Origin of the sequence: Pseudoalteromonas sp. P1-11, from assembly GCF_001399995.1 — a bacterium.
Classification (GTDB): domain Bacteria; phylum Pseudomonadota; class Gammaproteobacteria; order Enterobacterales; family Alteromonadaceae; genus Pseudoalteromonas; species Pseudoalteromonas atlantica.
In genome coordinates this window covers 53,923-74,327 of sequence record NZ_LJSP01000002.1, presented here as the reverse complement: position 1 = coordinate 74,327, position 20,405 = coordinate 53,923, and the positions used below count along the sequence as shown (strand labels likewise).

Below are 20,405 nucleotides of genomic sequence, written 5' to 3'. Positions count from 1 at the left end.
CGGTGAAAATTACAGATACGAGTGTTAAACGCCCTGTTTTTGCCATAGTAATTAACTTACTACTGCTAACATTTGGCTTGGTGGCTTTTTCGATGCTACCACTTAGAGAATACCCCGATATTGAAACCCCTATTGTTAGTATTAGTACTGACTACACTGGTGCTTCGGCAGAAATAGTCGAGACAAAAATAACGCAAATATTAGAAAACCGAATATCGGGTATTGAAGGCATTAAAAGTATTAATTCTTCAAGCAGAAATGGGCGCTCTAATATCGTTATTGAGTTTGATATAAGCCGTGATATTGACGCAGCCTCAAACGATGTACGAGAGCGAGTTGCTCGCGCACTAGACAATCTACCAGAGCAAGTGCGCCCACCAGAGGTGTCTAAGTCAAACAGCGACGAGAGCCCTATTGCTTGGTTTGTACTTAACAGTGAAACCATGAACTCGCTGCAATTGAGCGATTATGCACAGCGCTTTATTGTCGACCGATTAGCCGTTGTAGATGGCGTTTCAAATGTACGTATTGGTGGTGAGCGCCAATACGCCATGAAAATTTGGCTAAACCGCCAAGCCATGGCTGCTCGAGGGATCACTTCGAGTGATATCGAAAACACCCTACGCAGTGAAAACGTAGAGCTACCAGCAGGTGAAATTGAATCTATCGACCGCGATTTTACCGTACGAACAGCGCGTAGCTATAAAGACCAACGTGATTTTCAAAACTTAGTTATTAAACGTGGTGAAGACGGCTACCTTGTGCGTTTAGGTGAAGTTGCCGATGTACATTTAGAAGCCGCCGACGATGAAAGCCTGTTCCGTGGTAACGGCCGTAACATGATTGGCCTTGGCATAGTAAAGCAAGCTAAAGCAAACACCTTAACAGTGGTAGACAACGCCCGCAGTGAACTTGAAAAAATAAAACGTAATTTGCCAGAGGGCACCACTATTCAAGACAGCTACGACTCGTCTATTTTTATTAAAGAGTCAATCAACGAAGTATATAGCACGCTTGCCATTTCTATGGGGTTAGTGGTGTTAATAATATTTATCTTTTTAGGTAATATTCGCGCTACGCTTATCCCCGCCGTTACTGTGCCTGTAGCACTTGTTGGCAGCTTTATGTTTTTACTTGCCATGGGTTATTCAATCAACTTATTAACCTTACTTGCGCTGGTATTAGCAATTGGCCTAGTCGTAGATGACGCCATTGTAATGCTTGAAAATATTCACCGTCGGATTGAGCTTGGCGAGCCACCTTTATTAGCGGCCTTTAGAGGTGCCCGCGAAGTAGGCTTTGCAATTATTGCGACAACGCTTGTGCTTATTTCGGTGTTTGTACCTTTAGTATTTATGGATGGCCGAATTGGCGCTTTGTTTACAGAGTTTGCAATGGCTGTAAGTGCCGCGGTGTTTTTCTCTAGTATTACTGCCCTTACGCTCTCGCCGGCGCTGTGCTCTAAAGTTTTAAAAGCGTCAGAAAAAGAAAGTAAATTTAGCCAATGGATGGACCGTGTTTTTAGCAAAGTTGAAAACAGTTACCGCCAATCGCTTACCTCAAATATGACCAAAAAATGGGGCTTAATGATAAGCCTAGTACTTGCTGGTTTTGTTAGCTACTCGTTGTTTTTGCAAGTGCCTTCTGAGCTTACGCCAAAAGAAGACCGCGGTACCTTTTTTATTATGATGAGCGGCCCTGAAGGCGCAAGTTATGAAAATAACGCAGCCAACATGGCCAAAATAGAAGAGCGCCTGCTTCCTTACTCAGAAGCTGGCGAATTAAGCCGTGTTTTAGTACGCGTACCGGGCTGGGGCGGCAGTGGCGGTGTTGCTATCGTTGGTATGGCCGATTGGGATAAGCGCAAGCGCTCTACCTGGGAAGTTATGGACGAAATAAGCGCCAAAATGACCGAAGTAACAGATGTACGTGCCTTTGCTATTATGCGCCGTGGTATTGGCGGTGGCGGCTCCTCTCGCCCCATAGAGTTTGTACTACAAGGTAACGATTACGAGCAACTTGCTGATTGGCGCGACCGCATTATAGAGCGCGCAGAAAAAAATCCAGGCTTGGTAAGAATCGATCACGACTATAAAGAAACCTTTCCACAATTTTTAGTCAGCATAGATAAAAACAAAGCCGCCGATTTAGGTGTGTCGGTATCAGATGTAGGTACCACGCTAGAAACCATGCTGGGGCAGCGCCGTGTTACCACCTTTATTGACCGTGGTGAAGAATACGATGTAATTTTAAAAGGCACTAAACAAGACTTTACAAACCCTACTGACATTTCAAATATTTACCTTAAATCACGCAGTGGTGAGCTGGTCCCACTAGATAGCCTTATAAGCTTAAAAGAAGAGGCCACAGCATCGCGCTTAAACCGTTATAACCGAATGCGCGCCATTACACTAAGCGCTAATCTTGCTGACGGTTATACACTTGAACAAGCACTTAACTTTTTAAACAAAGTAGCCGCTGAGGAAAACGACATAGACGGCGCTGTAGATTATAAAGGTGAATCACAATTATATTACGAAGGCGCATCGGCCATGACCTATGTATTTGTGCTTGCCCTAACTGTGACCTTTTTAGTTTTAGCTGCTCAATTTGAAAGCTTTATGCACCCGTTTGTCATTATGCTAACAGTACCACTTGGCCTAATGGGTGCCATGTTTGGCCTATGGACAACTGGCTTAACGCTTAATATTTATAGCCAAATTGGTATTGTAATGCTGATAGGTTTAAGCGCTAAAAATGGTATTTTAATAGTCGAATTTACCAACCAACTGCGTGATAAAGGCGTAGAATTTAGCGAGGCTATTTTGCAAGCGGCCACTCAGCGCCTGCGCCCAATAATAATGACCTCTCTGACTACGGTAATGAGCGCAGTGCCTTTAGTATTGGCATCAGGCCCAGGCGCAGAGAGCCGCATGGTAATTGGTGTGGTGGTATTTACAGGGGTTATTGTATCAACATTGCTAACACTTTATGTTGTGCCTGCAGCGTATTATGCCCTAGCCCGCAACACACAGTCGCCAGAGTTCTTACAGCAAAAATTAAATAAGCAAGCCGACTCTCACCCGTTAAAAGACAGCGAAGAAATTTAACTGAGCTTACACTGCGCCGTAACTTGCTGTTACGGCGTATTCAATTTATGCTCGCCTTAATACTGTAACAGACATAATTAGGACAACTTATGAGCACATCAACACAACTAGCAACATTTGGTGGAGGCTGTTTTTGGTGTATAGACGCTGCATTCAGACGAGTAAAAGGTGTACTAAACGTAAGCTCAGGTTACACCGGCGGCCATACCGACAACCCCACGTATAAATCAGTCTGCTCTGGTACAACAGGCCATGCTGAGGTTGTGCAACTGGAATTTGACAGCGCTGTAGTGAGTTTTGAAACACTGCTTAGCATGTTTTTTACGTTACACGATGCCACGCAATTAAATCGCCAAGGTAACGATATTGGCACACAGTATAGAAGTGTTGTTTATTACCACAACGATGCGCAATTAAGTCAAACCAATGAGATGATAGCCCAGTTACAAAACCATATTAGCGAGCCAATAGTGACAGAGGTTAGCCCTGCGACCACATATTACCCAGCAGAGCATTATCATCAAGATTACTACAACGAAAACCCACAGCAGGGTTACTGTAGTATTTTAATTGCGCCTAAGTTACACAAGTTTGAAACTGTATTTAAAGAGTTTTTAGCTGACTAGCTAATTTGCGTTGTTAAAATAATTCTAATACCAATCCGCATAATTAAGTGATCTATTTTGAGGATGGATAAACGTTTGTTCTAAACGAGAATTTTTTAAAGCAGATAGCGACACATTTAGCCCCTGAAAATGATTAAGTATTAATGCGAATTGGTATAAATACACATTAAAAAACGCTATTAAAACTGATAGCTTGCACCTGCAAAAAAGCGGCGCTCTGGGGTGTTGTAGTAATATACGTCACCGCTTGTAAAGTCAGCTCTTGAGTCAACCACATTGTAATCTCTGTCAAATAGGTTCTCTACACGCAGCGACAGCTCAATATTATCGTTTACATGATAGTTACCCGCTAGGTTCCAAAGTGTATACGATCCTAGGCGCGTTACTGCCCCCTCGCGATCACTGCGGTATTGCATATCAATGCGAGCATCAAAATCACCAAATTGCTTTGCGAGCTCCCAATTAACAGTGCGCTTGGCAACATTGCGTAGCTCATCGCCGGTTTCTTTGTTTTCGGCACTTAAGTATGCAAAATTAAAGTGGCTATCAAACCCTAAAATTTGTTGTGTAAGGCTAAACTCAACCCCTTCATAGCGAGCTTCGTTTATATTAGCTAACGCAAAGTTTTCATCGTAATCAATTTTATCTTCGATGTCGTTTCTAAAAATTGCAAAATCGACTTGTGCACTGTCAAAATTAACATTTACACCAAGCTCGCGGTTTATTGATTTTTCAGGTTGGAGATCTGGATTACCAAAATTTGGGTAGTATAAATCGTTAAATGTTGGCGCTTTAAAACCTGTGCTTTGACTAATTCTAAATGTTGAATTTTCAGATAAATGATAACCAGCCGCCGCAGTATAGGTTGTTTCATCACCAAACTGTTCATCGTCGTCTTGGCGAAGAGTTAAATTGGCAAGCACAGTGTCGGTGTCGTAATAAGCCCCAACAAACACTGCTAATACATCGCGGCTATCCTCATCAAATGCTTGCGAGCTGTGCGATACATCATCGTTATACCAATTAACGCCGCCGCTAATATTAAGCGCATTTGTTAAGCGGTATTGGCCGCTGTAATCTACTTGCGAGCGCTTAGTAATAAATGTACTGGTTAATGGCCCGCCGGTAAAAGAGTCCACATATGTGCTGTCAGAATCATCGGTTGCAAAAGCAACATCTATAGCATGAGATTGGTTAGTGTAATTTTTGCTCCACTGCGCCGACAGTTGATAGTTTTTAAAGTCCCCTCTTTCAACCGTGCTCGTTGCAGGGCTAAAGCTGCTATCGTAATCCGCGTAACCTTCGCTGTACTGGCCTAGTAGCTTAAAGTTACCGTAGTGTGCATCTGCATAGTTTACTTTAAAGCCTACGTTTTTATTTTCATAGCTGTCGTCATCGGGCGCTATACCTTGTAATGCATCAAAACCATCGGTTTTTTCAAAGCCTGCATTGAATGCGCTAACCACTTCATCTGATTTTACTGAACCTGCAAGTTGATAGTTTTGATAAGCGTTAGAGCCAAATGTGGCATCAAGTGATACATTGCTCGCTTCACGCGTTATTATATTAATAACCCCAGCTAATGCATCTGAGCCATACACAGCTGCACGCGAGCCCTTTATGATCTCGATTCGCTCAATACTATTTAGCGGCACGTTACTTAATGCTTTTTGTCCTAGCGTGGCTGAGCCCGTGCGTACACCATCAATTAAAATTAGCGTATCGCCAGAACCTGTACCACGCAAAGATACGCCCGACGTTTGGCCAAAGCCACCATTAGGATTAATTTGAAAACCCACTTGTGTGCTTAGTAAGGTTGGTAAATCGCGTACATTGCTTGCATCTATTTCGGCGCGTTCAATTACATTAACGCTCGCTAATACATTATTTATTGATTGTTCAAATTTATTAGCGGTAACAGTGATTTTTTCAATTGGGCTTTGTGCAGCAGATACAGAAAAAGACAGCGCAGCCGAGATAGCAACGCCAAGAGTTGTTTTATTTAGCATGATGTTCCCTATCTTTGCCCACCGCAAAGATTTAAGTAAGTAAGATTACTTCAAGGCCGGTCTCCGGACTCAGTAAACACATAAATGCGTTAATACTTTACCGTTGCGGGGGCAGTGTTGGGATTGCTTTTGTCATAAAGGCGCACCAACTTCCCGATTATCTCGCTGTTAGTTTTAATACTTTAAACCCTGTATTTAGCAACCAGCAAGCACCTTGAAAATAGGCGGTTATTGTGAGCAGTTTGTTTACAAATGTCAACGGACGTCTATATAGCTAAAGGTTAAATTATTTATTTTCAGTAAAGCTGGATGTTACGCCGTATAAACTTAAAAGCACTGTGATTTTAGGTTTTATTTCGGGCGAATTTAAAAGCTTATCCATTTGTTTTACCGTAATTTTACTGCGCGCAGGATTAACTAAAAAATGAGTATCGTATATAGCATCTGGGGTATTACTCTTATAAAGCAGGTTCATATTAAAAATGTTGTTCTTTTTAAAGTATTGATAAGCTATGTTATTTAACACCCCTACATCGGCACGCTTTAATAGCAGCATTTTAACAACATTAAACTCATCGATTGTTAAACTAACTTGGTGTTCTTCACTTAAATATTGTGCATCGGTTTTAAAATCAGCAAAACGATAGGAATACCCTAATACCCCCGCTTTTGTTAAAGCATGTAAGTCATCGAAATAGCTTTGCTTTTGGGTGTTTTGTGCCAGCGTATACAACTCATTTTTAGCAATAACATAAAAGCTCGTTTCCTGTAAGGCACTTCTTGCTACCTCAGGCACCCATTGCATAGCCATTAAAAACAACATGTCGAATTCACCCCATTCGACCCACTTTTTGAGCCTTTTTACAGGCAAAGAGTTAAGAGTAAATTTATATTCGCTTTGAGAGTCATTGAGTATTTTTACAAACTCAGGCGCTAACCCTTGCTCTTTTTCGGCATTAATAATAATTGGAAAGTAACCGTCCTCTACCAACACATCTACATTTATTGGCTTGGCAAAGCTAAACTTACTGCTCGCAATAATAAGTATAAAAACAAAAAACTTAAGCATTTAAAGCCTTTAACAGTCGCTATTAAGTAATATTGATATTAAGAATAGCCTAATATACGCAACTGCGTGATAAGCAGGTTTAATAATGCATTTAAATAACGTTAAAAGAGTATGGAATAACAGTGGACTAATTTTACACAGGTAAAAGGGGTTTAGGCTTGCGAGTAAGTAAAGGCTGTAATTAGGGCGGGGTAAAATGTGTGGCTAATATATTCAATAACCACACATTTAAATTTTCACTTTAAAATACTAAAGACACTTAGCTAATTAATCGCGAAAGTTTTTAAACTGGAAAGGCTGACCTAAATCTGCAGTGCGAACGACTTGCATAGCGGCTTGTAAATCGTCACGTTTTTTACCCGTTACACGTACTTCTTCACCTTGAATAGCAGCTTGTACTTTTACTTTTGAGTCTTTAATGGCTTTAACTACTTTTTTAGCCATGTCTTTCTCAATGCCTTGTTTAAGTGCAACATTACGAAACACGTTTTTACCAGCACGAGTGATGTCTTGCAGCTCCAAGCTTGCTACGTCCATACCACGCTTAGAAATTTTACCTGCTAAAATATCAAACAATTGCATAACTTGTGAGTCAGCTTCAGCTTTTAGTTTAATTGTTTTGTCGTTTAGCTCAATTGATGCGTCAACACCTCTAAAGTCAAAGCGCGTTTCTAGCTCACGGTTTGCGTTATCTACTGCATTTTTAGCTTCGTTCATTTCTACTTCTGATACGATATCAAATGAAGGCATTGGGTTCTCCTAACTATTAAATCTAAATTTATGCGCCGATTATAACGCTAAAATTATAAATCTTTACATTTTTCTGCCAGTTGTTCAGGTGCGATACTAATTTAGTTTGATATACTGCAGCCTCTTTTTTAAGCGGTTTTAGGATTTATCGTGACAAGGCGTGTTTACCAAGCAGTTTTTTTGATTAGTATTGTGGTGTTTACCCTCTTATTTGCCAAAGAAATAAAAGGCGGCGTTACGAACTTATTTCCACATGTTGATAAAGTTGCCCACTTTGGGATATTTTTTATACTTGCCATCATTATGGATAAAGCCTTTAAGTTACCGCTGTACACGCAAGTACTCTTGCTTGCGGGCTACGGTGCAGCAATAGAAATAATGCAAGATGCGCTTCCCTACAGGCAGGCCTCGTTAGGTGATTTTGTTGCTGATTTTGCCGGTGCGGCCACGTACTTTTTACTAAGAACCATTTTTACTCCTCGAAAAAAGAACCCTTATGGCTAATATTCTTATTATTGGCGACGGCGCTATTGGTTTATTGCTAAGCCATTTTTTATCTAAAGCTCACACTGTTCATGTGTTAACACGCAAAGCCACTGCAAATACACGCTTTTATTGCAAAGCAAAACAGCCTTCGCAAAAAATTAATGCGCGGTTTATTACGCTTAAGCAAATTAATGAACAGCCCGCGTTTGATATTGTTATTTTTGCTGTAAAGGCTTTTCAGGTTCAATCGGCCTTTACGCAAGTTAAACCCTTTTTATCGCCAAGTAGTGTACTTGTTGTATCGCACAACGGAATGGGTAATGTTGAAACGCTCAATGAGCAACTCGATAAGCGACAAGCGTTGTACTTTTTAACCACCAGCATGGCTGGCTTTAAAACAAACGACTTTATAGTACAGCACACCGGTGAAGGTAAAAGCGTATTAGGTGCCTGCAACCCTTGCGCGCACAGTTATCGCCAAGCAATGTGTGAACAATTGCAAAACGTGCCGCAGCTAAGCTACAGTACTAATATTGAGCAGCTACGTTTTGAAAAACTATTAGTAAATATTGCCATTAACCCATTAAGCGCACTGTATGATATTAAAAATGGTCAGTTACGTGCCCCTTATTTTAATAGCATTATCTTTAATTTATTAACTGAGGCATGCCAAGTAGCTCAGGCTTTAAAGCTTGATATTAAACTTGCCGATGCGCTTAACAACGCTTACAACGTTATGATGCTAACCGCTGAAAACTACTCTTCAATGCATCAAGACGTAGCGCATAACCGTCAAACCGAAATAGACGCCATTTGTGGCTATATTAGCCAACAAGGTAAGCGATTAAATATCAGCACCCCGCTAAACGATGCCCTACTTGCTAAAATTAAGGCAAAAAAAAGCGTGGTATAAACCACGCTCTAAATTACGGTTAACCTTTACGGGCGGTAAACTTTTACACCCGTAAAGCCTGCTTCATGAAGAATAAGCGCCTGTAACTGGCTCATAACCCCTCTTTCACAATACAGGTAGTAATCCTTATCTTTTGGCAGATCACCAAATTTAGTCGCTAAGCGGAAAAACGGTAAATGCACTACATCTATACCGTCAATCTCAAGCGGCGCTGCATCCTCTTCCTCTGGTGAGCGAATATCAACAACCACTGCACCCGCTGGTAAATCAACTACCGACTCAGCTTCTTTAAGTTCTTGCTTAGCTTCTACGTCTATATCACGCACATCCATAATGCGAGCGTTTTCAACAACAGTATTAAGCACATCAAAGTCGAACTTTTCTTCTTCGGCTTTAATAACGTCAAGTTTAGCTTTAACCGTTGGCTTTTTAGATATTACGCCACAGTACTCAGGCATGGTTTCGGCCATTTCTGCGGTGCCAATTTTACGGGCGATATTAATAATTTCTTGTTTGTCGTGCTGAATAAGTGGGCGCAAAATCAGGGTTTCTGTTACGCGGTCAATCACACTTAAATTAGCTAAGGTTTGACTAGAAACCTGACCTATACTCTCACCAGTTACCAAGGCTTGAATATTTAATTTTTCGGCTACTTGGCTGCCAGCACGCATCATCATGCGTTTTAGCACAACACCCATTTGGCTGTTTTCAACGTTCTCTAAAATTTCGGCAACAACCGGTTCAAAATCAACCGTGATAAATTTAACTTTATGAGTAGAGCTAAATTTTTTCCATAAGTAGTAGCTGGCTTGTTTAACACCAATTTCGTGTGCTGCGCCACCTAAATTAAAGAATAAAAAGTGCGTGCGAGCGCCCTTACGGATCATCTGATAACTTGCTACACCAGAGTCAAAGCCGCCTGACATTAACGAAAGCACGTCTTCTTGTGTTGGCAGTGGAAAGCCTGCCATACCTTGGTGAGTTTGCGTAACTATGTAGGCTTTATCGTCTTTTACTTCTAAGCGAATAGTTACTTCTGGGCGGCTTAACTTAACGCGAGCGCCTTCAACGTGCTGGTTTAAACCACCACCCACGTAACGCTCTAAATCCGTAGAAGTAAAGTCGTGTTGACCAATACGCTTTGCGCGTACACAAAACGTTTTACCAACAATGGTGTGCCCTACTAGGTCTATGGTTTTTTTATAGATATCGTCAAGCGTTGTGAAGTCAGTTTCGGTCACTTCAATAAATTGCACAATACCAGGAATGCGCTGCAAGCTATCGATAAAGTCTAGGCGTGTTTGTGCATCATCAAGCTTAGTTACAACAGAAATATTATCCCAGTTGTTTCTTACTTGTACTTTTTCGTCAACACGGCGCAATACAATTTTAATGTTATTTTCTAACACTTTAGTAAAGCGTTTACGTACCGAACGGCTTTTAATGGCAATTTCAGGATGTAGTTTGACGATAAATTTAAGCATAGTTCACTCTTAGACTGCGGGAATTCGCGCTCCCAGGCATTGGGCGCGCGATTATAGCAAAAATTTTTGCGTCTAGGAACTAACCAACTAACAGCAGTTAGGCAAGCGCTGGCGCTTGCTCTGCAAGTTGGGTGTATTTTTCACGTAACTGATTCATTTTAAGAATGCTTTTTTCGGTGCTGTAAGCCCTAAATAATGCTAATACTTTTAAAATGCCATGATAAATATCTTGCTCAGCTAAATTACCACTGAGCCTACGCGCTTTAATATACGGAGTCCAAAAACTAACGGTTAGCTTAAGAGTATGGGCAAGTTCAAGCGCATCTTGCTCTTCTATGGCAATCATTTCGTTATCGCGCAGGCCTAAAATAACTTGGCGAACCTGCTCTAATAAAGTTGACTGAAAACCAATGTAGGCTTGTTTTAAGCTTTCATCTCTGGAGAGGATGTCGCCTAAGTTGTCGTAAAAAAAATGATAGCGCCACATTAGCTCAAATAATGAATCTAAATAAGCAGTTAAATGATCAAACGCATCATCGTTTGCTTCAATGGGTTTAAAATGAGTATGTAAATGCTCGCTGTAAAGCGCAAAAATATGTCGGATAATGTCTTCTTTATTTTTAAAATGATAGTAAAGATTACCCGGGCTCATCCCTAAATGTGATGCAATATGATTGGTTGATATTGCACGCTCACCATGTTCATTAAATAACGAAATACTGGTGTGTATTATTTTATCCTTAGTATTCATATGCGACGACTCAATTTAACTTATAAACTACATTACACTAAATATCAGCCTTGCAGTATAAACAAATCGGGCTGGTTTAAATACCATCATAATTTACTATTTTAAAAACGAAGTCTGATTATGCTGCACGCAGACATTTGCAATAATGTAGTGCTGTTAGCTAACGCAAAGCCTAAGCAGCGTAATTACACTTTAAAAAATGGTAACTCATTTAAAGCACTTTTACTGATTAAATATCAAACATAAAAGCTCAACCTGATCTCCTAGGCTGATTTGTAGAACAAACACTGATAGACTACTTGAAAAATAATAGTTAGTGAAATCTATGAACGTTACGGCAATCTATCCTGGTACATTCGACCCGTTAACCAACGGCCACACAGACCTAATTCAGCGCGCAGCTAAAATGTTTAGCACGGTTATTGTTGCTATTGCTCATAACCCTTCTAAAAAGCCGTGCTTTAGTCTCGATGAGCGAGTTGATTTAGCCAACACTATTTTAGGGCATTTAAGTAATGTAAAAGTGATTGGCTTTTCAGGCTTACTAGCCGATTTAGCTTTTGATCATAAAGCCGATGTGCTTATTCGCGGTATTAGAGCGGTATCTGATTTTGATTACGAATTTCAGCTCGCAAATATGAACCGCCGCCTAAATCCAGATTTAGAAAGCGTGTTTTTAACACCTTCTGAGCGCAACTCGTTTATATCATCAACCTTGGTAAAAGAAGTTGCCCGCCATAATGGCGATGTGAGCGAATTTGTAAGCCCACTTGTAGTGGATGCTTTAAAACAAAGGTTAGGCTGCGACGCAAGCTAATTAAACACAATTAGCGCACTTTGGTGCGCTAATATACCTAACTACTTTTTAGCCATAGCTTGTAATTCATTGTGGTTAAATAAAACGCGTTTAAGCCTTACCAAGCCTAAAATATCTTTGTTTATAATTAATACTATTGCCATTATTAAGTCACTCGAAAACTGGCCAACCCCATAGACCCCCCATAACCACCAATAGTCATAACTAACCAACACCACATAATCGTAATGCATAGCCATGTGTAATGTTGCATTAAACGTTAAACCACAAAGAAGATAATAATAGGCTGTGGCGTTAGCGTGTTTATAATTATAGGAGAGGCAAGCAAGCGTGAAAATGGTAAGTAAATCTGCAATTACTAAATCTAAATATATTGAGCCTGTAAGGATAAATGATGCTTTGAACATAAATAGGCTGAGCGTATAAGAGAGCATCATCACCAAAGAAATGTACATAATATGCTTATTGCGGCAGTTTATTGTACAAGCAAAATTATAAAGAAATGGAACTACAAAAGCCCATGTAATAAAAATACTTAGGTAGTCATTTACTGTGCTCAATGCCATAAATACATGTTGGAGCATTAATAAGCACCCATTTTTTTAACGAGATATTTTTTGACTTTTATTAACCCTAAAATATCTTTATTTATAAATAAAACCAATGCCATTACTAAGTCACTTGTAAGCTGCCCAATACCATAAAGCCCCCAAAACCACCAATACTCTATATTCCCAACAACGATACTATCGTAATGCATACCGTAAAATACAAACGCATTAAAACTAAGCCCCACGATTAAATAATAAAAAGCGATCGGTTTAGCTTTCGATAAAAAAATCATCCATATCATCAAAGCGATTATGGTAACTGCATCAAATAAGAACAGTTTTAAGTGAGGTGTGGCTGTTTGCGGGTCCATAACCATACTTGATGTATATGAAGCCATCATAATAAATGATATTTGGGCTAAACTTTTATCTGACTTATTTATGCTTGTAGATAAGCAATATAAAAATGCAAAAACAAACAGCCATGTAATTAAAATGGTTATGTAATCATAAAGGTCAGCCATCGCCCATAACAGGCTATGCATATCGGAAACGCTTCAACTTTGTAGTTAAATAATTACTTAGCCTCGCTAAACCTAAAATATCTTTATTAACAACTAAAACCAACGGCATTAATAAATCAGTAAAATACATGCCAAACACATAAACATTCCAAAACCACCAATAATACAATGTGCCACGCACTTCGATATCGTAATGCATACCTAAAAATAAGCAGGCATTAAAGCTTAGCCCTACAATTAAATAATAAAAGGGCGTAGGTATAGTTTGTTTGGTGAAATTACGCCACAGAAGTAAAACCAAGATAGTTACAGCATCATAATAAAAATAATTTAAGTGCGGTGTTTCTATAATTGGATCCATAAACAAACTAGCTATGTAGGATACCATCATAATAAATGAAAGTTGTGCCCTGCTCTTATCTGGCTTATTAATACTTGCCGATAAGTTATACAAAAAGGCAATAAGAAAAAACCACGTAAACAAAATACCTACGTTGTACCCTAAATCGACCAGTCCCCAAAGAACATCAGCCACTTTGCTTCAATCTCATAACACCGTTCACCAACTTATCATTAGCATGCACTAACATTAAAAAATCCTTTTTAACGAAAAAAATACCAACCATGATGATATCCATCATATTAATAACAACTGTATAAACAGACCAAAACCACCACGGTTCGTAATTACCACGTACAAACACATCTATGTGCATAGCTAAAAATAATAACGAATTGATGCTCAAGCCAAATAATAAGTAAGTAGATATGCGCTTTTCAGGTAGGAAATACCGCAGAAATAAAATAAAAAATAAAGTGCCTACATCATAGCAAAACAGTTCTATGTAACTAATGTTGTAAATATCTATAACTGTACTTAAGCAGTAAGAAACTACCATAACTAAAGATAGCCATACTGCCTGTTTTGATGGATTGTTAATGCTAGTTGTTAGTGAATATAAAAAGGCCATTAAAAACCCCCACTGCACTAACGCACCGATATAAACTGACACTTCAGGAGGGATTAGAACATTATTCACTATTGCGGTTTCTTAGCAAAGAACGAGTAAATAAGGTTTTTTAAATAAATAATTTTTAAAAAATCTCTATTGATAAACAGCACTAAAATCATGCTCAGATCAGAAATGGCCACCACTGATGAATACAATCCCCAAAACCACCAGTAGGTGTAATTATGTAAAATATAAGAGTCTAAATACATACCTAAAGCAAAGCACATGTTGATACTCAGCCCAAGCATAAGATACATAAATGCAACTGTTTCTCTTTAATATAAAAGTATTGGGCAATAATTAAAACCACAATGGTGATAGCATCTAAAATAGCGAGATCAAGGTAAGTAATGGTTTGGTAATTGAACAAAACACCTGGAAAATACGAAATAGCCATAATCGATGAAAGTATAACTAACGCTTTAAAGCGTGAATTGATAGATGAGACTAAAGAATATAAAAATGCCATGAGGAACCCCCATTGCAATACCACACCGATTATATGGGCAATTCTCACATCTAATAAAAAAGAGATGATATCCATCTTAAAAGTAAACGCTAATAATAAGCACCTCAAAAATAATAAACAACACCATTAACTGAGCACCTAGCTTAGTATTTTACTTATCCAAACTATAACTTTCATCACCATAAACGTATCGATACTTCGTCTTTAAAATGCTAGCTGCAAAAGCCACCTTTTAAGCTTAATTAAGCCTAAAAAGTCTCTATTGATAATTAGTACGGCGATCATACACAAATCAGAAAACATAACAGCCGATGAATAAAAGCGCCAAAACCACCAGTAGGTGTAATTATATAGAATATTGGTATCTAGATACATGCATAGGGCTAAAAAGGTGTTAACGCTAAGGCCGATGATTAAGTAGACATAAGCTGTCGTTTTCTCTTTAATAAAATAACGCTGAGTTACATACACAGCAACTAAAATAGCGATATCTAAAAGGGCAAAATCTAAATAAGTAACCGTTTGAAAGTTTGTGAATATCCAAGGCAAATAACCTATCGCCATAATACTCGAAAGTACAACAAAGCCTTTAAAGGGGTTATTTATTGAAGATACTAATGAGTATAAAAAGGCCATGAGAAACCCCCACTGCACAATAGCGCTTAATATATAAGCGAAATCGAAATTAGAGATTAAAGCAAAGATACTCAAAGGTAGGATATACAGTATTAAAGCAACTTACTCTTTAATACTTTGTGCTTACTTATAAGAAAGTTGCTGATTAGAGCCTTCAATTTATGAAGTCCGAGAAAGTCTCTATCTACTATTAATGCAACAATCATAGTTAAATCAATAATATTGACTGTAAAAGTATAAATATTCCAGAAAACCCATGATTCCCTATTCCCTAATATATATATATCCAAGTGCATTAATAAACTGAAAACTGAATTAATTATCAAACCAGATATGAGATATAAAAAAGATGTAGTCGTCTTTTTTATGAAGAAGTAAACTAACCCCAAAGTTGCTACTGTAGCATAATCATATAAAGCCCAATCTACGTAAACTGAGCTTTGAAAAGAAAACCAAGTGAAATAATAATACGAGATGGAATAAGAAGCCATCATTACAAATGAACTGATAAATAGAGTAGTATCTCTTTTTAATTGTAATGAAAAAATAAATACATTAAAAAGAAACGCCATCAAAAACCCCCAAGTTGAGAAGGCTGAAAGCGAAAACATACCAAAAAAGTCAGTCAAAAACATTGAACACCATTTGTATTACTTAGGTTTTACAGGTGGGAGGTAAACAACTCCACCACGCTGGAGTTCCGCACTCGCAGCACTCATCGCCTCTTGAGAGAAACTTACTGTATCAGATTGTAGGGTTTTAGGGCTAGCAGTTTGTTCCGTTGCAGGCTGTAATTGTTGTGTTTTATTGTATGCTTGCATTTGTAATTGGCTATTAGCTGAAACTTGCATGTGATTGATCCTTGTATAAGTTTTAATATTATTTGGCGCAACTTTTAATCACACCATCATGTAGGTAATTGCATTACCTGTTTTAAGCAGTGATAGCTATTTTGCTATCTGACTTATACAAAGCAACCAATGTGCCAACATTTTTTGACATATTAAAAATACATGCTACCTACAACTATTTATTAAAACTAAATCTAAAACCCTAGCTAACACCGAGCTCATCTGACCAGTTCATTATACACATAAAAAAACGCACAGGGGTAACCGTACGTTTTTTATATCCAGGGAATTTAAGCCACGTATTTACACGGGATCTCCGCACGTGTACTTGGCTTTAAAATATATTCCATTGCTACTTCGTCACAGTTTTCTTTACGAAGGCAAAGTTCGCAATCTTTCATTACCTTCTCTGGTAACGATTCTTTACTACAAAAAGTAAAACGTTGCTGTTCAAAAAAGTCTGGCACACGGGTTAATACAATAACGCGATTAAGCGCCAATTTTTTGGCTTTTGCTAATAAGTGCTCTACAAGCTGCCTACCCTGCCCAGTTACCGCGCTTTGTGGATCTATGCCTAAAGAGCGTATTTCAGCAAGCCCCGTGTCGTAAATGTATAACGATGCACATCCCGACACTTTGCCGTTTATTTCTGTTACTGCAAATTCATTAATTGAATGCACCATGTCGCTTTTAGCACGCGGCAAGTTTTCACCTACCGTAGCCCAGTGCTGTATCAGCCTAGCAATATCTTCAACATCATCTAAATTTGCATCACGAACCGTTATTTGCTGTTTTTTTTTGGCTTCTTTAACCGCTTTAGTAACTTGTTCAATAGATGTACCGCCAAGCGCTTGACGTGCTTTAATACAGGCATCTATTTCAAGTACTGGGTAAACGTCATCTTCAAATACGTCATTAACCGATTTGTACTGCTCAAGCGAAAGCTCTTCAAGGGTTTTACCTTCGCTTATAGCAAGCTGCACAAGTACACCCACAATGTGGTGGCCTTCTCTAAATGGCACACCTTTAGCTACTAAGTAGTCTGCAAGCTCTGTTGCATTAGCATGGCCACCTTTTGCTGCTGCAAGCGTTTTATCGCCGTTTACTTTTACGCCTTTGATACACGCTTGCGCCATGTGAATACAGGCAAGCCAAGTTGGCATAGCGTCAAAAAGACCTTCTTTGTCTTCTTGCATATCTTTATTGTACGCAAGAGGGAGTGCTTTTAAGGTCATCATCATGGCACTAAACGCGCCAAATACACGGCCCGTTTTACCACGAATAAGCTCTAGTGCATCAGGGTTCTTTTTCTGCGGCATTAACGATGAGCCAGAGGTAACATTATCAGCAAGCTCTATAAATCCGGCTTCACCAGAATTATAAAATATTAAATCTTCAGCCATACGCGATAAATGAATCATCGAAATAGAGGCACAGCTTAAAAGCTCTACTACAAAATCACGGTCAGATACGCCATCAAGGCTGTTTTTAGTTGCGCCAGTAAAGCCCAAGCCTTGCGCCAAAGCTTGGCGATCAATTGGGTAGGCAGTACCTGCTAGTGCGCCACTGCCTAGAGGGCAAAAATTAAAACGCGCTTTGGCATCTTGCAAGCGGCTTTCATCTCGCTCTAGCATTTCTACATAAGCCATACACCAATGACTAAATAACACAGGTTGAGCGCGTTGCAAGTGAGTGTAACCCGGCAAAATAGTGCCTAGTTCACGCTCTGCAAGGGCAACAAATTCAGCTTTTAATCCGGCAATAGCACCAAGCAAATGATCGGCAGTATCACGGCACCATAATCTAAAGTCAGTGGCTACTTGGTCATTACGGCTTCGGCCTGTGTGTAGCTTTTTAGCTAAATCACCTACTTTTTCGATTAGTGCAGCTTCTACGTGCGAGTGAATGTCTTCTGCACCTGAGGTTGCCACTGCTTGTGGATCTGCTTTTACTTCTTCAAGCAGTTCATTTAGTGCTGCAACCAATTTGGTGTGCTCATCGCTTGTAAGTACATTTACTTGCTCAAGCGCACCTGCCCATGCCACAGAGCCAATAATATCTTGCTCTGCTAACTGATAATCGAACGGAAGTGAGTCGTTAAATTGTTTAAACGCCTCATCTGGACCCGTAGAAAAACGTCCGCCCCATAATGCCATGAAATCTCTCCAAACCCTGTAATGCCCCTTATACAAGGGGCTATAAATAATTTACTTTTTAGCCATTGCTGAAATTCTGCTCGAAAGCGAGAATAAACGAATAAAGCCTTCAGCGTGTGACTGGTCATATACGTCGTCTTCACCAAATGTAGCAAAGTCTTCGCTGTATAAGCTATTAGGTGATTTTTTCTGAACGGCTGTCACTTGGCCTTTGTAAAGCTTAAGTACAACTTCACCTGTAGCAAGTGTAGAAAGTGCTTCTGCACCGGCTAAAATAGAGTCTTTTAGTGGTGTAAACCAACGACCGTCATAGACTAAATGCGAAAATTCACCGCCCAGTACTTCTTTCCACTTACGGCTTGATTTATCAAGCACTAGTTCGTCAATGGCTTGCAGTGCCGCCATAATAACGGTGCCACCAGGTGTTTCGTAACAGCCGCGCGATTTCATGCCTACTAAACGGTTTTCTACAATATCTACACGACCAACACCATGTGGCGCAGCAATGTCGTTTAATTTAACTAAACAGTCATAAGGTTTAAGCTGCTCGCCATTTACGGCAACCACTTCACCCTCAATAACCGTAAGCGTTACATGCTCAGCTTTATCGGGTGCTTGTTCTGGTGAATTAGTCCAGGTCCAAACTTGGTCACTAGGCTCACACCATGGATCTTCAAGCTCGCCACCTTCGTGCGAAATATGCCATGCGTTAGCATCACGGCTGTAAATTTTTGTTGCTGAGGCAGAACACGGAATATCACGCTCAGCCAAGTAATCTAATAATGATTCACGGCTTGATAAATCCCACTCACGCCATGGTGCAATTACTTTTAAATCGGGTGCAAGCGCTGCAAAACATGATTCAAAACGTACTTGGTCATTACCTTTACCAGTACAACCATGCGAAAGTGCATCGGCACCTACTTTACGTGCAATTTCAACTTGCGCTTTAGCAATAATAGGACGCGCCATAGACGTACCTAATAAATAAGTACCTTCGTAAATAGAACCCGTTTTAAGCGTTGGGTAAATGTACTCACTTACCATTTCATCTTTTAAGTCAACTACGTAACACTCAGATGCGCCTGATGCGATGGCTTTTTCTTCAACGCCTTCAAGCTCTTCAGCGCCTTGGCCTACATCGGCAACAAAGGCAATTACTTCACAACCGTAGTTTTCTTTTAACCATGGCACGATAGCTGAAGTATCAAGACCACCTGAATAGGCTAAAACGACTTTTTTAATTGAACTCATAGGTGTTCCTTAACAAAATTTGGATTTAGTAATGTAACTAGCAGAGCATTTTGCGCATGCATACGATTTTCTGCTTGTTGAATAATTTTTGATGCTGGGCCATCCATTACCTCAGAGGTAATTTCAAACTCACGGTGTGCCGGCTGGCAATGTAATACCGTAGTCGCACCTGTTTGTTCTAGCAGTGCTTGGTTTAGCTGATATGGCATGTATTTTTCTTTAACTTGCTCAAGAGGTGTATCATCGCCCATAGACACCCACGTATCTGCATATACAACATTAGCGCCTACAGCGGCTTCTACTCGGTCGCTTACCATTACTGATGCGCCGTTCATTGCAGCAATTTGCTCTGCCTTTTTAAGAATTTGCGAATCAGGCGAGCTGCCTTTTGGTGTAACAGCAACAAAATCAGTACCTAGCGTTGCCGCTAATAACATAAGTGAATGAGTAACGTTGTTACCTTCACCTAAGTAAGCCACTTTTAGCTCACTCACATCGCCGTGTACTTCTTGCAGCGTTAAAAAATCAGCCAATGCCTGGCACGGGTGATATAAATCACACAAGCTATTAACGACAGGTACACTAGAGTATTCACCTAAGGTGGTTAACGTGCTGTGCTGGTTTACGCGCGCTACAATTCCATCAGCCCACGTAGAAATATTAAGTGCAAAGTCTTTTACAGATTCTCGTGCACCCATAGCGCCGTTTTGCTGATCTAAATACACAGCGTGGCCGCCTAAACGGTTAATACCAATATCAAACGATAAACGCGTACGTAAACTTTGCTTTTCAAATAAGGTAACAATTGACTTACCCGCTAATACTTGGCTGTACTTTTCTGGCTTTGCTTTTAAATCACGCGCTAGTTTTAGTAAATTTAGTGCGCCTTGTTGGTCTAATTCTAGACCCGTTAAAAAATTCTCTAACATGATAACC

At 39.6% G+C, this 20,405-nt stretch carries 20 protein-coding genes and 1 riboswitch; of the genes, 6 read left to right on the top strand and 14 right to left on the bottom strand.

What is annotated here, in order from left to right:
• Nucleotides 1-2: 2 nt before the first annotated feature.
• Entirely contained in the window at nucleotides 3-3,110 is a 3,108-nt protein-coding gene (locus AN390_RS03045; protein ID WP_055252938.1) for an efflux RND transporter permease subunit, read from the top strand.
• An 89-nt stretch (nucleotides 3,111-3,199) separates the two neighbouring features.
• Nucleotides 3,200-3,736 (top strand): peptide-methionine (S)-S-oxide reductase MsrA, encoded by a 537-nt coding sequence (gene msrA, locus AN390_RS03040; protein ID WP_055252937.1) that lies wholly within the window; start codon nucleotides 3,200-3,202, stop codon nucleotides 3,734-3,736.
• Between the two features lie 179 nt (nucleotides 3,737-3,915).
• Here the strand turns inward: msrA and AN390_RS03035 are convergent, their stop codons facing one another.
• The 3 genes from AN390_RS03035 to AN390_RS03025 all read right to left on the bottom strand — a co-directional run bounded on the left by AN390_RS03035 (nucleotide 3,916) and on the right by AN390_RS03025 (nucleotide 7,564).
• Complete coding sequence (locus AN390_RS03035; protein WP_055252936.1) at nucleotides 3,916-5,745, bottom strand: TonB-dependent receptor domain-containing protein; 1,830 nt, start codon at nucleotides 5,743-5,745, stop codon at nucleotides 3,916-3,918.
• A 36-nt stretch (nucleotides 5,746-5,781) separates the two neighbouring features.
• A riboswitch (cobalamin riboswitch) is annotated at nucleotides 5,782-5,945 on the bottom strand.
• Between the two features lie 86 nt (nucleotides 5,946-6,031).
• Nucleotides 6,032-6,814 carry a hypothetical protein gene (locus AN390_RS03030; RefSeq protein WP_055252935.1) on the bottom strand — a complete coding sequence of 261 codons (783 nt, stop codon included), beginning with the start codon at nucleotides 6,812-6,814 and terminating at the stop codon, nucleotides 6,032-6,034.
• A 267-nt stretch (nucleotides 6,815-7,081) separates the two neighbouring features.
• Nucleotides 7,082-7,564, bottom strand: coding sequence for a YajQ family cyclic di-GMP-binding protein (locus AN390_RS03025; protein ID WP_004588518.1), 483 nt, complete (start codon nucleotides 7,562-7,564; stop codon nucleotides 7,082-7,084).
• A 150-nt stretch (nucleotides 7,565-7,714) separates the two neighbouring features.
• Here AN390_RS03025 and AN390_RS03020 point away from each other — a divergent pair, with 150 nt between their 5' ends.
• Nucleotides 7,715-8,068: a VanZ family protein gene (locus AN390_RS03020; protein WP_004588519.1), complete on the top strand. Its 354-nt coding sequence runs from the start codon at nucleotides 7,715-7,717 to the stop codon at nucleotides 8,066-8,068.
• The gene (locus tag AN390_RS03015; RefSeq protein ID WP_029773597.1) at nucleotides 8,061-8,963 is read left to right on the top strand and encodes a ketopantoate reductase family protein; all 903 of its coding nucleotides are present in this window, start codon (nucleotides 8,061-8,063) and stop codon (nucleotides 8,961-8,963) included. The genes AN390_RS03020 and AN390_RS03015 overlap by 8 nt, the downstream gene beginning before the upstream one ends.
• Nucleotides 8,964-8,989: 26 nt before the next feature.
• Here the strand turns inward: AN390_RS03015 and thiI are convergent, their stop codons facing one another.
• Nucleotides 8,990-10,447 (bottom strand): tRNA uracil 4-sulfurtransferase ThiI, encoded by a 1,458-nt coding sequence (thiI, locus tag AN390_RS03010; protein ID WP_029773596.1) that lies wholly within the window; start codon nucleotides 10,445-10,447, stop codon nucleotides 8,990-8,992.
• A gap of 97 nt (nucleotides 10,448-10,544) precedes the next feature.
• Nucleotides 10,545-11,198 (bottom strand): TetR/AcrR family transcriptional regulator, encoded by a 654-nt coding sequence (locus tag AN390_RS03005; protein ID WP_004588522.1) that lies wholly within the window; start codon nucleotides 11,196-11,198, stop codon nucleotides 10,545-10,547.
• Between the two features lie 325 nt (nucleotides 11,199-11,523).
• Here AN390_RS03005 and coaD point away from each other — a divergent pair, with 325 nt between their 5' ends.
• Nucleotides 11,524-12,015 (top strand): pantetheine-phosphate adenylyltransferase, encoded by a 492-nt coding sequence (coaD, locus tag AN390_RS03000; RefSeq protein ID WP_054983183.1) that lies wholly within the window; start codon nucleotides 11,524-11,526, stop codon nucleotides 12,013-12,015.
• Between the two features lie 41 nt (nucleotides 12,016-12,056).
• Here the strand turns inward: coaD and AN390_RS02995 are convergent, their stop codons facing one another.
• Genes AN390_RS02995 through AN390_RS02980 form a run of 4 tightly spaced genes read right to left on the bottom strand, consistent with a single transcriptional unit; the run spans nucleotide 12,057 to nucleotide 14,130 of the window.
• Complete coding sequence (locus AN390_RS02995) at nucleotides 12,057-12,599, bottom strand: hypothetical protein (protein WP_055252934.1); 543 nt, start codon at nucleotides 12,597-12,599, stop codon at nucleotides 12,057-12,059.
• Entirely contained in the window at nucleotides 12,599-13,111 is a 513-nt protein-coding gene (locus tag AN390_RS02990) for a hypothetical protein (RefSeq protein WP_055252933.1), read from the bottom strand. Before AN390_RS02990 ends, AN390_RS02995 begins: the two co-directional genes overlap by 1 nt.
• Nucleotides 13,104-13,625 (bottom strand): hypothetical protein, encoded by a 522-nt coding sequence (locus tag AN390_RS02985; RefSeq protein ID WP_055252932.1) that lies wholly within the window; start codon nucleotides 13,623-13,625, stop codon nucleotides 13,104-13,106. Before AN390_RS02985 ends, AN390_RS02990 begins: the two co-directional genes overlap by 8 nt.
• Nucleotides 13,618-14,130 carry a hypothetical protein gene (locus AN390_RS02980; protein WP_173644022.1) on the bottom strand — a complete coding sequence of 171 codons (513 nt, stop codon included), beginning with the start codon at nucleotides 14,128-14,130 and terminating at the stop codon, nucleotides 13,618-13,620. Before AN390_RS02980 ends, AN390_RS02985 begins: the two co-directional genes overlap by 8 nt.
• Before the next feature lie 335 nt (nucleotides 14,131-14,465).
• On the opposite strand from AN390_RS02980, the gene AN390_RS19730 reads away from it, so the two are divergent.
• On the top strand, nucleotides 14,466-14,702 hold the full coding sequence (locus AN390_RS19730) for a hypothetical protein (RefSeq protein WP_055252929.1): 237 nt from the start codon (nucleotides 14,466-14,468) through the stop codon (nucleotides 14,700-14,702).
• Nucleotides 14,703-14,776: 74 nt separating this feature from the next.
• On the opposite strand, the gene AN390_RS02965 is transcribed toward AN390_RS19730, so the two are convergent.
• From AN390_RS02965 to AN390_RS02940, 5 genes are all read right to left on the bottom strand, one after another.
• The gene (locus AN390_RS02965) at nucleotides 14,777-15,208 is read right to left on the bottom strand and encodes a hypothetical protein (protein ID WP_095206722.1); all 432 of its coding nucleotides are present in this window, start codon (nucleotides 15,206-15,208) and stop codon (nucleotides 14,777-14,779) included.
• A 650-nt stretch (nucleotides 15,209-15,858) separates the two neighbouring features.
• Nucleotides 15,859-16,059 (bottom strand): hypothetical protein, encoded by a 201-nt coding sequence (locus AN390_RS02955; protein WP_004588530.1) that lies wholly within the window; start codon nucleotides 16,057-16,059, stop codon nucleotides 15,859-15,861.
• A gap of 290 nt (nucleotides 16,060-16,349) precedes the next feature.
• Nucleotides 16,350-18,215, bottom strand: coding sequence for an argininosuccinate lyase (argH, locus tag AN390_RS02950; RefSeq protein WP_055252928.1), 1,866 nt, complete (start codon nucleotides 18,213-18,215; stop codon nucleotides 16,350-16,352).
• A gap of 51 nt (nucleotides 18,216-18,266) precedes the next feature.
• A complete protein-coding gene (locus AN390_RS02945; protein ID WP_004588532.1) occupies nucleotides 18,267-19,469 on the bottom strand; it encodes an argininosuccinate synthase in 1,203 nt (400 codons plus the stop codon).
• Nucleotides 19,466-20,398, bottom strand: coding sequence for an ornithine carbamoyltransferase (locus AN390_RS02940; RefSeq protein ID WP_024034341.1), 933 nt, complete (start codon nucleotides 20,396-20,398; stop codon nucleotides 19,466-19,468). Before AN390_RS02940 ends, AN390_RS02945 begins: the two co-directional genes overlap by 4 nt.
• Nucleotides 20,399-20,405 lie beyond the last annotated feature (7 nt).

Excerpts from the sequence above, each read along its gene's own strand:
- msrA (WP_055252937.1), top strand. The coding sequence starts at position 3,200 with ATGAGCACATCAACACAACTAGCAACATTTGGTGGAGGCTGTTTTTGG.
- AN390_RS03035 (WP_055252936.1), bottom strand. The coding sequence starts at position 5,745 with ATGCTAAATAAAACAACTCTTGGCGTTGCTATCTCGGCTGCGCTGTCT.
- AN390_RS03030 (WP_055252935.1), bottom strand. The coding sequence starts at position 6,814 with ATGCTTAAGTTTTTTGTTTTTATACTTATTATTGCGAGCAGTAAGTTT.
- AN390_RS03025 (WP_004588518.1), bottom strand. The coding sequence starts at position 7,564 with ATGCCTTCATTTGATATCGTATCAGAAGTAGAAATGAACGAAGCTAAA.
- AN390_RS03015 (WP_029773597.1), top strand. The coding sequence starts at position 8,061 with ATGGCTAATATTCTTATTATTGGCGACGGCGCTATTGGTTTATTGCTA.
- thiI (WP_029773596.1), bottom strand. The coding sequence starts at position 10,447 with ATGCTTAAATTTATCGTCAAACTACATCCTGAAATTGCCATTAAAAGC.
- AN390_RS03005 (WP_004588522.1), bottom strand. The coding sequence starts at position 11,198 with ATGAATACTAAGGATAAAATAATACACACCAGTATTTCGTTATTTAAT.
- coaD (WP_054983183.1), top strand. The coding sequence starts at position 11,524 with ATGAACGTTACGGCAATCTATCCTGGTACATTCGACCCGTTAACCAAC.
- AN390_RS02995 (WP_055252934.1), bottom strand. The coding sequence starts at position 12,599 with ATGCTCCAACATGTATTTATGGCATTGAGCACAGTAAATGACTACCTA.
- AN390_RS02990 (WP_055252933.1), bottom strand. The coding sequence starts at position 13,111 with ATGCATAGCCTGTTATGGGCGATGGCTGACCTTTATGATTACATAACC.
- AN390_RS02965 (WP_095206722.1), bottom strand. The coding sequence starts at position 15,208 with ATGGCCTTTTTATACTCATTAGTATCTTCAATAAATAACCCCTTTAAA.
- AN390_RS02955 (WP_004588530.1), bottom strand. The coding sequence starts at position 16,059 with ATGCAAGTTTCAGCTAATAGCCAATTACAAATGCAAGCATACAATAAA.
- argH (WP_055252928.1), bottom strand. The coding sequence starts at position 18,215 with ATGGCATTATGGGGCGGACGTTTTTCTACGGGTCCAGATGAGGCGTTT.
- AN390_RS02945 (WP_004588532.1), bottom strand. The coding sequence starts at position 19,469 with ATGAGTTCAATTAAAAAAGTCGTTTTAGCCTATTCAGGTGGTCTTGAT.
- AN390_RS02940 (WP_024034341.1), bottom strand. The coding sequence starts at position 20,398 with ATGTTAGAGAATTTTTTAACGGGTCTAGAATTAGACCAACAAGGCGCA.